At 42.7% G+C, this 15,057-nt stretch carries 11 protein-coding genes; all 11 read right to left on the minus strand.

Annotated elements, in window-relative coordinates; genetic code table 11:
* Positions 1-15: 15 nt before the first annotated feature.
* Complete coding sequence (locus tag EEL30_23295) at positions 16-297, minus strand: DUF503 domain-containing protein (protein ID QDX94953.1); 282 nt, start codon at positions 295-297, stop codon at positions 16-18.
* Positions 297-2,717 carry a translation initiation factor IF-2 gene (locus tag EEL30_23300; GenBank protein QDX94954.1) on the minus strand — a complete coding sequence of 807 codons (2,421 nt, stop codon included), beginning with the start codon at positions 2,715-2,717 and terminating at the stop codon, positions 297-299. Before EEL30_23300 ends, EEL30_23295 begins: the two co-directional genes overlap by 1 nt.
* 14 nt (positions 2,718-2,731) lie before the next feature.
* Positions 2,732-3,040, minus strand: a complete 309-nt coding sequence (locus EEL30_23305; GenBank protein ID QDX94955.1) for a YlxQ family RNA-binding protein — start codon at positions 3,038-3,040, stop codon at positions 2,732-2,734.
* Positions 3,037-3,327 (minus strand): YlxR family protein, encoded by a 291-nt coding sequence (locus tag EEL30_23310; protein ID QDX94956.1) that lies wholly within the window; start codon positions 3,325-3,327, stop codon positions 3,037-3,039. Before EEL30_23310 ends, EEL30_23305 begins: the two co-directional genes overlap by 4 nt.
* Positions 3,324-4,418: a transcription termination/antitermination protein NusA gene (gene nusA, locus EEL30_23315; GenBank protein ID QDX94957.1), complete on the minus strand. Its 1,095-nt coding sequence runs from the start codon at positions 4,416-4,418 to the stop codon at positions 3,324-3,326. Before nusA ends, EEL30_23310 begins: the two co-directional genes overlap by 4 nt.
* Positions 4,419-4,440: 22 nt before the next feature.
* Positions 4,441-4,899, minus strand: coding sequence for a ribosome maturation factor RimP (gene rimP / locus EEL30_23320; GenBank protein ID QDX94958.1), 459 nt, complete (start codon positions 4,897-4,899; stop codon positions 4,441-4,443).
* Between the two features lie 292 nt (positions 4,900-5,191).
* On the minus strand, positions 5,192-6,163 hold the full coding sequence (locus EEL30_23325) for a multidrug resistance efflux transporter family protein (GenBank protein QDX94959.1): 972 nt from the start codon (positions 6,161-6,163) through the stop codon (positions 5,192-5,194).
* Between the two features lie 205 nt (positions 6,164-6,368).
* The gene (locus tag EEL30_23330; protein ID QDX94960.1) at positions 6,369-10,685 is read right to left on the minus strand and encodes a PolC-type DNA polymerase III; all 4,317 of its coding nucleotides are present in this window, start codon (positions 10,683-10,685) and stop codon (positions 6,369-6,371) included.
* 167 nt (positions 10,686-10,852) lie between these two features.
* Positions 10,853-12,568, minus strand: a complete 1,716-nt coding sequence (locus EEL30_23335; GenBank protein ID QDX94961.1) for a proline--tRNA ligase — start codon at positions 12,566-12,568, stop codon at positions 10,853-10,855.
* A 32-nt stretch (positions 12,569-12,600) separates the two neighbouring features.
* A complete protein-coding gene (locus tag EEL30_23340; GenBank protein ID QDX94962.1) occupies positions 12,601-13,665 on the minus strand; it encodes a flavodoxin-dependent (E)-4-hydroxy-3-methylbut-2-enyl-diphosphate synthase in 1,065 nt (354 codons plus the stop codon).
* A gap of 41 nt (positions 13,666-13,706) precedes the next feature.
* Entirely contained in the window at positions 13,707-14,966 is a 1,260-nt protein-coding gene (rseP, locus tag EEL30_23345) for an RIP metalloprotease RseP (GenBank protein ID QDX94963.1), read from the minus strand.
* Positions 14,967-15,057 lie beyond the last annotated feature (91 nt).

Here is a 15,057-nt window from a genome sequence, read left to right on the forward strand (position 1 = left end):
GAACGTAATCGTAGCTTAGTCGTAGTATTCCGTATCCGCCCGAATTAACTCTACGTCGGAAAATGTTTCTACAAACCGCACGATGGTGGTAATTTCCTTTTGCAAAAAGGAGTATTCATTGGCAACGGCAGCTACCTCAAGTAAGGTACGCTGCCATTGCTCGTGAAAATCTATTTCGGCAATTGATACATTGTACTTATGCCGAATTTGACCCATGACGCTTTTAATAATTGAACGTTTTTCCTTTAGAGAGCTTGTATAGGGCATAAACAGTTCTAACTGCGTCACAGCTACCACTAGGCTTTAACTTCAACCATAATGAAGGCTTCAATGATGTCGCCCTCTTTAATGTCAGTGAAACGCTCTAGAGTAACACCGCACTCATAGTTCGTTGCTACTTCTTTCACATCGTCTTTGAAACGTTTTAGCGTATCTAATTTACCTTCATAAATAACTACGCCTTCACGAATCAAACGAGCACCTGCATCACGGCTTAACTTACCTTCCGTTACGTAGCAACCTGCGATTGTACCCACTTTAGATACTTTGAAGATTTGACGAGCTTCCGCTTGGCCGATGATCTCCTCTTTGTATACAGGATCAAGCATCCCTTTCAACGCGGATTCAATCTCTTCGATAACTGTGTAAATAACGCGGTGTAGACGGATATCAATCTTCTCTTGTTCAGCCATGCTACGTGCATTAGGCTCAGGACGAACATTGAAACCAATAATGATCGCATTAGATGCATTCGCTAAAGTAACGTCTGACTCAGTAATCGCACCAGCACCTGTATGAATAACCTTCACACGAGTACCATTGACTTCAATTTTCTCAAGAGAACCGCGTAGGGCTTCTACAGAACCTTGAACGTCTGCTTTAATGATTAAGTTCAATTCTTTAATATCGCCTTCCTGGATTTGAGTGAACAAATCATCCAAGGAGACACGAGCGCTTGCACGACGCTCAGAATCACGTTGTTTAACTGCACGAGATTCACCAATTGAACGAGCTTTCTTTTCATCTTCAAATACCATGAACTGATCGCCAGCTTGAGGTACATCATTCAAACCAGTGATTTCAATTGGCATGGACGGTGGTGCTTCTTTAATACGACGACCTTTGTCGTTCACCATCGCACGTATGCGACCAAAAGCAGAACCTACAACGATTGGATCTCCGACACGCAACGTACCATGTTGAACCAATACAGTTGCAACCGGTCCGCGTCCTTTATCCAATTCAGCCTCGACAACTGTACCACGAGCACGCTTGTCAGGGTTTGCTTTCAATTCTTGTACTTCAGATACCAATAGAATGTATTCTAGAAGCTCTTCAATACCTGAACGTTGTTTCGCAGATAGCGGGCAGAAAATTGTTTCGCCGCCCCACTCTTCAGCTACTAATTCGTATTTCATTAATTCTTGCTTAACACGATCTAGATCAGCGCCTACTTTATCGATTTTGTTGACAGCAACGATAATCGGAACATTTGCCGCTTTCGCATGGCTAATTGCTTCAATCGTTTGTGGTTTAACACCATCATCAGCAGCAACAACTAGGATCGTGATATCCGTAACTTGAGCACCACGAGCACGCATCGTTGTAAAAGCGGCGTGACCAGGCGTATCCAAGAATGTAATCTTCTTACCTTTAATCTCAACTTGGTATGCACCAATATGCTGTGTGATACCACCAGCTTCTCCAGCAACTACATTTGTAGAGCGGATTGCATCTAGTAACGTTGTTTTACCATGGTCAACGTGACCCATAATCGTAACAACTGGTGGGCGTTCGCTTAGCTCTTCGTCTGTATCTACCTCAGCGAGTGTTTCGAAGTTAATTTCATCAATGATAATTTTTTCTTCTACTTCTACACCGTAGTCAGTACAAATTAGTTCAATGGTATCTCTATCTAGATCTTGGTTGATCGTAGCCATAATACCCAAAGCGAACAGCTTTTTAATGATTTCTGCTGGTTCTCTTCTTAGCTTTTTGCCCAATTCGTTCGCAGTAAGTGACTCTGTAAACGTAATTTTGCTTGGCAATTCATAAACAGGACGCGGTGCAGGAGTGTGTCCACCTTGACGTCCGTTATTTTGGCGTCTTTGGTTTTTGTTAAACTGCGGTCCTTTTCTGTTATCTTCGAAGGTTTTTTTAACTTGTGGAGCCTTCTTAATTTTTTCGCGTTTTTCCATTCCAACCTTAGCTGGAATTTTTGCTTTGTCTGCTAAAGTTTCTTCTTTGCGTTCTGCGTCAACGTTGGCAGTTTGCGGTTTTACTTCTGTTTGTTTTGCATCTTGTTTTTTGTTTTGCGTCATAGTATTTGCTCTTCGCTCCTGATTCTTCCCCTGATTTTGGTTTTGCGTGCCTCTGCCTTGTACTTGAGCGGAGGTTTTACCAGCAGCATTTGCAATTTGCGGTTTTTGGCCGTCTTGTTTGGGGGAGTTTTCCGATTGGGATGTGGCTCGCGCCTCGCTGCTTGATTTGGTTTGTGGCTTTTCTTGCTTTGGCTGTTGCACTTGTTTTGCCTGGGTGTTACCACTGGAAGCATTTGCTCGTAAATTTGCCAAATGTTGTTCCAATTTTTGTACCGTTTCTTCGTCCATAATACTCATGTGATTGCTGACATCTATATTGATTCTCTTCAAGAGAGTAACAATTTCCTTACTGCTCATGTTATGTTTCTTTGCGTATTCGTATACGCGTGTCTTCATGTAATCACCCCTTGTTATGGATTAGGTGTGAGAAGGTTCTCCATGCTCTTTGCCATCCTACTATCTGTGATGGCGATCGAGACTCGAGCTTCTTTACCAATCGCACTTCCAAGTTCGTACCTGGTCGAAAGCGAATAACAAGGCACCTTATAATACAGGCATTTGTCGGACACTTTCTTGGTCGTGTTAGCTGATGCATCTGTAGCCAGAAGGACAAGCTTTGCCTGTCCGTTACGAACTCCATTGATCACGAGACCTTCACCCGTTATTACTTTGCCTGCACGCATGGCCAACCCTAGCAATTGCGCTACTTTTTGATTCATTTCCCCATCATCTCCAGCCATTTCTCGCGGAAGTTATCGTATTGTTCCTGTGAAATGCTGGTGTTTAGCGCACGTTCCAAAACTTTTTTCCATTTCCCAGCAGTGAAAGTATCTGGTGTGCGGCAGCTTTCTTTTTGACAAACATAGGTGCCGCGTCCGGACGCCCTTCCGCTTGGATCAATCAAAATTTGCTCATCCGGCGTGCGAACGACGCGTAGCAATTCCTTCTTCGGGTACATTTCCTGACAAACGATGCATTTACGCAACGGAACTTTTTTTACTTTCATTCCATCCCCACATCGCTAGCTTCTTCATCGGAAGGCTTAGGATAGGAAATCCCCTCTTGTTCTGCTTGACTTTCACTCTTAATATCGATTTTCCATCCAGTAAGTTTGGCTGCCAAACGTGCATTCTGTCCACGTTTACCGATAGCAAGTGATAATTGATAGTCAGGTACGATTACACGCGTCATTTTCTCCTCTACGTTCACTTCTACATGAACAACTTTGGAAGGACTTAGCGCATTCGCCACATATTCAGCCGGGTCCTCAGACCAGCGAACAATGTCAATTTTTTCGCCCTTTAGTTCATTTACGATGGTTTGTACGCGCAGACCCTTTGGACCTACACAGGCACCAACTGGATCGACTTCCTCATTTGTGGAGTGAACCGCAATTTTTGAGCGATCCCCTGCTTCACGAGCTACTGATTTAATTTCAACTACGCCGTCATAAATTTCAGGTACTTCCAGTTCAAACAAACGTTTTAACAGACCTGGATGCGTACGAGAGATCACGATTTGTGGACCTTTTGTAGTTTTTTCTACTTTAATAATATATGCTTTGATGCGGTCTTGTGGTTTAAAGTCATCCGTCGGCATTTTTTCAGTAAGAGGCATTACCGCTTCCACTTTACCCAAGTCGACAAAATAAGACCGGGAATCTTGACGTTGAACAATACCATTTACGATATCTTCTTCACGATCAATAAATTCATTATAAATAAGTCCACGTTCTGCTTCACGTATGCGTTGAGTAACGACTTGCTTCGCTGTTTGAGCCGCAATGCGTCCAAAATCACGTGGCGTTACCTCAATCTCTACGATGTCATCAATGCGGAAGTTTGGATCGATTTCATTAGCTGCCTCCAAAGAAATCTCCAAACGTGCATCTAGCACATCTTCTACAACATTTTTGCGTGCAAACACGCGAACTTGACCTGAATGGCGGTTTACATCAACACGGACGTTTTGTGCGGAATTAAAGTTACGCTTGTAACCTGAGATCAGCGCTGCCTCAATTGCTTCAATCAAAACCTCTTTGTCGATTCCTTTTTCCTTTTCCAGATCATGCAGTGCTGTAATAAACTCTGCATTCATTGTACTTATGTCCTCCCCTCAATTAAAAGACGATAGCCAATCGGGCTTCGCTTATTTGTTCCATTTTAATTGTATATTTGTTTTTTTGTTCAGAAATCGTTAACGTTTCACCGTCAAACGCTTCTAGTGTTCCTTCAAACAACGTGTGACCGTCCACCGCTTCTTTGGTGGTGATATGTACGTGTTTGCCTACAGCCTTGTGGTAATCTTTTTCTTTACGTAAAGGACGTTCCGCTCCAGGCGAAGAAACCTCCAAGAAATATGCGGTTGGAATCGGGTCCAGTTCGTCCAGCTTTGCCCCTAGTTTTTCACTTACAGTACCACAATCTTCAATATCGATGTTAGACGAATCATTGTCGATAAAGATACGCAAAAACCAGTTGCTACCTTCCTTTTTGTATTCGATATCCACCAGTTCCAATCCTGTTTCTTCAAGGATAGGAGTCAGTAGTTCCTCAACAATTTGCACTACCTTGCTCAAGCAAGTTCCTCCTTTAAGCAGATCCATACTGTTATAAATGTGTAACCGGCTACCAAGGTGGCACCGGGTGGTCACAAGTCAAATTCTTTGCCATAAGAAGCTTTCTATCAGGAAATCCTCCGTGGTCAAGAAGAAAGAGTGGGTTTCCCCACTCTCGTACGTGTATAACCAGTATTTCCAAAAAAATTATAGCATAATACCATTCGTCTTGACAACCACTGCCTCTTTTGATCAGACTTACCAGAACCGTGCTGAATCCCTACCAAACCAATCATAGCAAAGACTTTCCTTGTTAACCTGCTACATTGACAGGGGGCGTTTCCTTTTCTTTCCGTCCCGAAACTAAGCTATGTAGAACCATCCCCACCATAATTAGTAGGAGGCCCACAGAAGCTATTGGTGTAGGTAAGCTAGCTGATAACCATATAACCTCTCCTGCTGTAGCGAATAAAACTTCCATTGACTGTGTTGCTTCCACGGCAGCTAATTGACGCATACTCCCTTTCACCATCTCAGTGGCACGGAAAAATAGAACAGTCGCACAGACCCCAGAGAAAAGCGCAACCATGGATGTTTGCAAAATTTGATTCTGGCTTGGACCTCCTTCTACTATCAGAGCAATCACCGATAAAACAATCCAAAACGGCATACTACATATCGTCATACCAAGTACACGTTGATAAGTATCTACACGATCTCCACAAATTTGCATCATTTTTCGATTTCCTAACGGGTAAGCAAAGGAAGCAAGCACAACTGGCAAAAATCCTAGTAATACCTCTTTTGTTTGCAAAAGACTGGCTTGTTCGCTCTGCATCAAAGCAATTCCTAATAGAATGACGCCTGACATCCATAAACCAGGCAAAGAAATTGTACCTCTCACTACTTGTAAGCCTTGCGAGCCCATCTTCTGTTCAAAAAAGAACGGAGCCAACAAAGAACCAGATATGATTGTAATCTGCCATGTACCCGCAATTAGCCACCCTGGTCCATACGCTTGAGCAAAACAAAACGGAGCGTAGAACAGCCCAAAGCCAACCGTGCTCCACAACATCCATTCTCTGGGGTGCTTTCTGAGCTCTATCCATAGCTTTCCCAAATTTCCTCGCATGAACACAAGTAACAGTAGTGGCGGTAGCATGAAAAAATAGCGAAGTGTTGCACTCCACATCCAACTACCTCCAGCTAATTCCATAGAACGATTTAGTACAAAGGTAAACGCAAAAAAGAAAGAAGCTATAATTCCAATCCAAATCGGTCGCATTTCCTTCCACCCCTACTTCTAGCTATTGACCTGTATTGCTGACCATCAACAAACTTCCCAAAATATTATATCCTAGCAATACTCTACTTAGAAAGGCAACCTCAACAATACACTCTACCAAAAATACCTTTCATTGGTAGAAGCATATAGCCTTAAAGTTGCCGATTCAAGAATATGTTGGTAAAAGATATTTACCTTATTGTTGTTAAAACAAGGATAATTGGTTTGATTCCGGCATACCTTGTAAGGCTCCTTGTTCATCAAGATACTCCAAAATCGTTTTAGAAATCTTGGAACGACTAAGTAAGTCCTCTTTCGATAAAAATTCGCCTTTCTTACGTGCTTCTACAATACTGATTGCCGCATTGGTTCCTAGGCCTGGAATCGCATTAAACGGTGCAATCAGTTGATTACCGTCAATCAGGAATTTCTCAGCGTCTGAACGATAAAGATCCACATTGGTAAAGCCAAAGCCTCGCTCCACCATTTCCAATGCCATTTCCAGTACAGTCAGTAAGGATTTTTCTTTTGGCTGGGCATCGTGCCCTTTTTCTTCAATCTCCTCAATCCTTTGACGAATAGCTACAGAGCCTTGTACCATCAACGGAATTTCAAAATCATCGGCACGTACAGTGAAATACGTTGCGTAAAATTCCAATGGATGGTGCACCTTGCAATAAGCAATCCGAACGGCCATCATAACATAGGCAGTCGCATGTGCTTTTGGGAACATATATTTAATCCGTTGGCAGGAACCTAAGTACCATTCAGGCACGTCATGTTTACGCATCTCTTCTTGATCTTCCTCGCTAACACCCTTACCTTTACGTACCGATTCCATTATTTTAAAGGCTTGAGATGGTTCCAATCCTTTATAAATCAGATATACCATGATATCGTCCCGACAACCGATAACTTCTGAAAGCTTACATGTCTCATTACGAATCAGCTCCTGAGCGTTGTTCAGCCAAACGTCTGTCCCGTGAGAGAGTCCAGAAATCTGTACCAATTCGGCAAAGGTGGTTGGTTTGGTATCTTCTAGCATCTGACGAACGAATTTGGTACCAAACTCCGGAATTCCTAGCGTCCCCATTTTCGTGCGGATTTGATCAGCCGTTACACCTAAAGCTTCTGTTGAGCTAAAAATTGACATCGTTTTAGGATCGTCCAACGGAATCTGTTTTGGATCTAGTCCTGTTAAATCCTGCAACATACGGATAACGGTCGGGTCGTCGTGTCCAAGAATATCTAGTTTTAATAGATTGTCATGAATGGAATGGAAATCAAAGTGCGTTGTCCGCCATTCAGATTTAACATCATCAGCCGGAAATTGAATAGGGCAAAAGTCTTCCATATCCATATAGTCAGGCAGAACTATAATCCCCCCTGGATGCTGTCCAGTGGTACGTTTGACACCTGTACATCCATTTACCAATCGAGCAATTTCTGCTCCGCGCAGCATTAATTTACGTTCTTCCGCCCATTTACGCACATAACCATACGCTGTCTTTTCCGCAACCGTACCAATCGTTCCGGCACGAAAAACGTTATCGACACCAAATAGATCTTGTGTATATTTATGCGCCCGAGGTTGATAGTCACCAGAGAAGTTCAAATCGATATCGGGAACCTTATCCCCTTTAAATCCAAGGAATGTTTCGAAGGGAATATCCTGACCATCCTTCATATAGCCGGTGCCACATCTATCGCAATTTTTATCTTTCAAGTCAAATCCAGAACCGATGGAACCGTCCATGATAAACTCGCTATACTGACAGTTTGGGCATACATAATGCGGTGGCAGCGGGTTAACCTCTGTGATATCGGACATGGTTGCTACAAAAGAAGAACCTACCGATCCCCTCGAACCTACTAGATAGCCATCACTAAGTGATTTTGTTACCAAGCGCTGTGAGATGAGATAAATAACGCCAAATCCGTGCTTGATAATACTTGTCAGTTCTTTTTCCAAACGTTTTTCAACAATCTCTGGTAACGGGGCACCATAGATACGCTTTGCTTTGTCATAACACATATCACGTAACTCTTCATCTGCCCCTTCAATGACAGGGGTATACAAACGGTCTGGGATCGGGCTAACTTCCTCAATCATATCCGCAATAGCATTCGTGTTGTCTATAACAATTTCTTTAGCCTTTTGTTCTCCCAAGTAAGAGAATGCCTCTAACATCTCCTCGGTGGTCATGAAGTAAAGAGGAGGTTGATCGTTGGCATCTTGATCTCCCTTTGATAACAAGAATACTTCACGGAACGTATGATCTTGTGGGTCCAGAAAATGGACATCACCAGTAGCTACAACCGGTCGTTCCAAATGATTACCAATTCGAATCAATGTTTCATGATACGTCTTTACGACATCCGTGTGCGGAATCGTCTCGTTACGCAATAATGGTTTGTAATGTTCCAATGGTTGCAACTCAATATAATCGTAAAATCTAGCAATATCTTCTAACTCTTTTTCTGGTTTACCACGTAGAATACCTTGGAACAGCTCTCCTTCTTTACAAGCCGTACCAATCAACAATCCTTCTCGATACTTGGTAATCTGACTACGCATAATGCGCGGTACGCGGAAAAAGGTTTCCGTATGTGAGATAGACACCAGCTTATATAGATTTTTTAAGCCTTCTTTATTTTTAACTAAAATCGTAGCATGGAAAGGACGGGTACTCTTGTAATCCGCCTGCGCATTGCTTCGCTCATTTAACTCTGAAAGTGTTTTGATCTCTGCTTCCTTCATGTCTTTTAAAATGAGCTGGAATACTTTAGCCAGCGCGACAGTGTCATCTAAGGCACGGTGAGCATTGATGAGCTCAACATTAAAACGTTTCGCCAGTGTACCCAGACGATAGTTACGCATACCCGGATACATCATGCGTGCGAGCGGCAAGGTGTCTAAGAACGAATTTGTCCACGGTTCCATCCCTACACGTATAGCACATGCATTAATAAATGCTTGGTCAAATTCCGCATTATGCGCAACAAGAATAGCATCCCCAGCAAATTCTTTAAAACGGCGCAAGACGACATCTAGCTTCTGTTGTCCCCGTAACATCTCATTTGTAATTCCCGTAATCTCTGTGGTTTTAGGACCAACCAAAATACCAGGATCAATCAATTCTGTCCACTCTTCAATAATCTCTGAACCGACCATTTTAACAGCTGCAATTTCGATAATCGTATGTTCATTGGCATTTAATCCCGTCGTCTCTGTATCAAATACGACATAGGGGGTCTTATCGTCAATGGCATAATTCGTTGCTCCACGATCCAAGTTATATACAATATTAATGCCATCTTCCACTACATACGCTTCTAAACCAAGTATACATTTGACACCGTTCTTTTTGGCTACACTATATGCTTCCGGGAACGACTGCACTACACCATGGTCGGTGATCGTCACAGCTTTATGTCCCCATTTGGCGGCTTGTGAAATGTAAGATTTGACCGAAACTACACCATCCAACATGCTCATTGGAGTGTGAGCGTGCAACTCGACACGTTTTTCCTCTGCCCGATCCTTTCGTCCTTGCTGTTCAATCTGGTTGATGTCATTTGCCATCATAACCAGCTCACGCATAAAGGTATCATGCTGAACGCTACCGCGTGCTTTAATCCACATACCATCTTTAATAGCCTCTAGTACTTTTACGTCATCTTTGTCACGTGAAAAGATTTTGACGGTCAACGAATCCGTATAATCCGTCATATGGAATGTTAAGATATGACGTCCACTTTTTAATTCTTTAATTTCAACATTAAAAACCGTACCCTGAATCGTAATCCGTCTCTCTTCCTCTTGGATTTCACTGATAGGTACGGGTTCCTCCTTAATGTCATATCCAATGGTAACCGTTGTAATCGCTTCAGCACCTTGCCCGTTCTGACGCTCTTTCTCCGCTTGTGCTTGCTGAGTCATTACATTTTTGACTAACGCCCGCTCCTCTTCTTTACGTTGTTCAATAAAGGCTTGCATAGCTTCATCGTTTTCTTCTGCTTGGAATAGGAAGCGCGGACGCACTTGAGCAATCTTCCAAAATGCTTCAGTCAGTTGTTCATCTGCTTTTTTCGATTTCATAATATCAACAGCCATCTCAGTTGGTAACAAAAGCTTTACTTGCTCCCCCGCTGTCTCCATTCGTCCCGTTTTTAGGGTACCTGCCAATGTTTGCAATTGAGCATCTGGGTCGCTCAACAAATAATCCCAGTATTCTTCCACCACAATATGTATGGGCGGCTGTAAGGAATAACGAAAAATAGCGTCAACCTTAGCTAAGTGCGCAAATGTTTGTTGTAACCGCTTGGTAAAGGCACGGTATATATCAATGGGCATCATTTTTTCTAATGTAAAATGAAACATCCATTCTTTGGTTTGTTTATATACTTCCAGCTTCTCAATGTACCCCTCGGCGAAATATCGCTCAATCATCTCTTGGGGAACCTCTAATTGCTTGAGGAGCAGAGAAAATCTATGTTTTTGTTCTGTTAATAGATCCACTTTTTCCTCACCTCTCGCTTTTTTCCTTCTCTACCTTACGACAAAATGCTAGGTAGAACCAAAGGTAATATCTACATAGAAAAGGTACCCCTTGCTCATCTGGGGTACCTTTTTCTCTTCTACAAAATCCCAAGCAAATCCTGCATTCAGATTTCCTTACCTGACTCTTACAGATTTGCTAGTTGTTCTTTTACATAAGGGACAAGTTCGCTAACAGCTACCACAGTCGCTTCACCCGTGCGTCTTACGCGAACTTCTACTGTACCTGGTTCCAATTTATCAGAAACCGTAATACGTAGTGGTAAACCAAGTAAATCGGCATCTTTAAACTTCACACCAGCACGTTCTGTACGGTCGTCATACAACACTTCTACTCCCGCAGCTTGCAACGCAGCTGTAATCTCTTCACTCATTTCACGCTGTTGATCCACTTTTACATTAATTGGAATCACATGTGCATGATATGGAGCAACAGACACAGGCCAAATGATACCGTTCTCGTCGTTGTTCTGTTCAATGACAGCAGCCAACGTACGTGATACACCAATACCGTAGCAACCCATGATCATCGTTTGTTCACGACCGTTCTCATCCAAGAACGTAGCACCAATTGGCTCTGAGTATTTCGTACCCAATTTAAATACGTGACCTACTTCTACACCGCGCGCAAAAGCGATTGGAGCATGTGTACGTGGGCAAACATCACCTTCCTGAATGTTGCGCAGATCAGCAAAACGGGATACTTGATAATCACGTCCGTATTGCGCATTCTTCAGATGATGATCGACTTCGTTTGCTCCGATGATGGCACTTGCCACCCCTTGTACGTAGTTATCTGCTACTACCTCATTCTTCTTCTCTACAGCACCCACAGGACCAACAAAACCAACTGGAGCATTTAGCTTCTCAGTGATTTCTGCTTCTGTCGCCATACGTACATCAAGCGCATCAAACATATTTTTCAGCTTAACTTCATTGAGCTCATGATCACCACGTAGCAAAACAAGTACAAATTGATCATCTACCATGTAAGCCAAGCTTTTCACGATATCTTTGCCTTCCACACCCATACTTTCTTTCAATTGCTCAATCGTTTTAGTATTTGGTGTATGGATTTTTTCTAAAGGAGCTACGTCTGCCTCTACTGAAGTAGGTCCGTTATAGATGACTTCCGCTTTTTCCAGATTGGCTGCATAATCGCCCTCCGTAGAATAAGCTATCGTGTCTTCCCCAATATCACACAACGCCATAAATTCATATGTGCCCGTTCCACCAATAGAACCCGCATCTGCTTCTACCGCACGATAGTTAAGTCCGACACGAGTAAAAATGCGGTGGTACGCATGGAACATATCATCAAAGCTTTTATCCAAGCCTTCTTGAGTTATATCAAAAGAATAGGCATCCTTCATCATAAATTCCCGGCAACGAATTAATCCAAAACGCGGACGAACCTCATCACGGAATTTGGTTTGTATTTGGTACAAGTTAATCGGTAGCTTTTTATATGAATTGATTTCGCTAGCTACTAAGGTAGCTACAACTTCTTCATGAGTTGGTCCTAAAGCAAAACGACGATCATGGCGATCACGTAAACGCATCAATTCAGGTCCATAATGGTCCCAACGTCCACTTTTCTCCCAAATTTCAGCCGGTTGAATCGTTGGCATTAAAATCTCTTGTGCACCTGCGTTGTTCATTTCTTCACGCACGATGTTTTGAATTTTATGGAGGACACGCAAAGCTATCGGCATAAACGTATAAATACCGGAAGCTAACTGTCTTGCGAGACCAGCACGCAACAACAGCTTATGACTGGCAATTTCTGCGTCTGCTGGTACCTCGCGTAAAGTAGGGATTAGTAATTGGCTTTGCCTTAACACACAAGTTCCTCCTTTGATCAAATCAACACGTTCTATTTCTCTTCCATAATTGTGTTAATCTCTTTCATTAACTCTTCAAAGAGTTCATCTTCTTTTACTTTACGGATGATTTCACCGTTGCGGAAGATCAGACCCTCTCCATTACCACCAGCTACACCTACATCTGCCTCACGTGCTTCACCAGGTCCGTTAACTGCACAACCCATAACAGCCACCTTTAGTGGTTTTTTCAACGTGCTGACCGCATCTTCTACCTTAGTTGCCAAACCAATCAGATCAATGGCGCAACGTCCACAAGATGGGCAGGCAATAACAACTGGGTCATTATTGACGATATCTAGGCTACGCAAAATCTGTTTCGCTACTTTAATCTCCTCAACAGGATCAGCCGTGAGTGATACACGGATTGTGTCACCGATACCCATGGACAAAACAGTACCAATCCCTACAGAAGATTTAATGCTACCAGAGAATTGTGTACCTGCCTCCGTTACCCCTACATGTAGAGGGTAAGGACGACGTTGTGCCATCAACGAATACGTCTGAATCATAGTTGGAACATCTGAAGATTTTAATGAGATAGTGATATTATCATAGTTTAGATCTTCAAGAATCTCAACGTGATTCATTGCTGACTCAACAATCGCTTCCGGACTTGGGTATCCGTATTTGTCTAATAAACGTTTTTCTACAGAACCAGAGTTTACACCAATACGGATCGGAACATTTCGTTCACGGCAAGCATCGACTACTGCCTGTGTTCTAGCTCTATTACCAATATTCCCTGGATTAATTCGTATTTTATCAATTCCGCTCTCCAATGCCGTAAGCGCTAATCGATAGTCAAAATGAATATCAGCTACTAATGGTAGGGGGGAACGTTCTTTAATTTGTTTAATCGCTTTAGCGGCATCCTCATTAATAACCGCCAAGCGAACGATTTGGCATCCTGCTTCGTTTAATTGCTCTATCTGTGTGAGCGTAGCTTCTACATCACGCGTATCAGCGGTGGTCATTGATTGGATAACCACGCTTTTTTGTCCCCCAATTTGGACTCCGCCTACAAATACCGGTTTGGTCTCCTCGCGCTTAAACAAAGTAAGCACACTCCTTTATCTGTTTCTTTCTACACGTTGATTTACTGTAAAAAGAGTCGTTGTATATCATTCCAAGTCACAACCAGAATTAGCATCATCAATAAAGCAAAACCAACAAAGTGAACCATGCCTTCTTTGTTAGGATCAATCGGTTTACCACGTAGTGCTTCAATCGCAATGAACACAAGACGTCCACCATCTAATGCTGGGATTGGAAGCAAGTTAAAAATACCAAGGTTAATACTCAAAAGCGCAGTCCAAGTAAAGAGCGCTGCAAGACCATTTTGAGCCATTTGACTGGTCATCGTAAAGATTCCCGCTGGTCCACTCAAATCTTTCACGCTCACATGACCCGTAAAGAGCTGTGCAAGATTGGTGAAGATGGTTTTAGTCCAGAAGATGGTTTGATCATAGCCATGTTTCAGTGCTGTCCCAACCTCTTTCTTGACACCCGCACCCACCATGATTTTACCTTGTTCATTTACCTGTACGGGGACGACCATATCTTGCCCACCTCTATTAATCTTAACTTCTAGCTTTTTATTAGGGGACGAATTAATTACCCCCACAAATTGGTTCCATTCATTTATCGGTGTACCATCAACACTAAGAATCCGATCTCCCTGTTTTAACCCCGCCTGATAAGCAGGTCCATCTGGAACAACTTGACCTAAAACTGCATCTTTAGTCGGAGCTCCAAAGAATAAGGCCCCCGCCACAAATACTGCAAACGCTAAGATGAAGTTAGCAGCAGGACCAGCAAAGATGGCCAAGAAACGTTGCCACAATGTTTTTCCTCTAAATTGGCGATTGAAAGGGGCGATCTGTACTTCCTTACCCTCAATCACCAGCATCGTCTTGGGGTCTACAGCGAATGTCTTCGCCTCTCCCTGCACATCTAGTGTCATCATCAAATCATGTTCAAGATCAAAACGTACTACATTACCAATAGTCGCATGATCTGGAATATCTTTTGGGGTAACATAAACGTGAGAAATCTGATTAGCTTTGTTAAACAAAACCCCAACTTCCATATGCGGTTGCAATACTTCCAACTCAGGATCTTCTCCAGCCATTCGTACCATACCGCCAATGGGTAACAAACGCAACGTATATTCTGTCTCGCCTTTTTTAAATCTATAGATTTTTGGTCCCATTCCTAGCGCAAATTCGCGGCATAAAATGCCTGCCCGTTTTGCTAACAAAAAATGGCCCATTTCATGGAAAAAGACCAACAATCCAAAAATAACCACGAAGGCGATCACTGATCCAAAACCAATTTGTACGGGAGGCATTTGCATAGATATAGCCACCTTTCCTTCTAATTCATGATTGAGAAGCACCCACCCGTTCTATCGAAACAGGACCACTATTCTACTATATGTAGTTGTA

This window comes from Brevibacillus laterosporus (assembly GCA_007833815.1).
GTDB classification, from domain to species: Bacteria; Bacillota; Bacilli; order Brevibacillales; family Brevibacillaceae; genus Brevibacillus_B; species Brevibacillus_B laterosporus_D.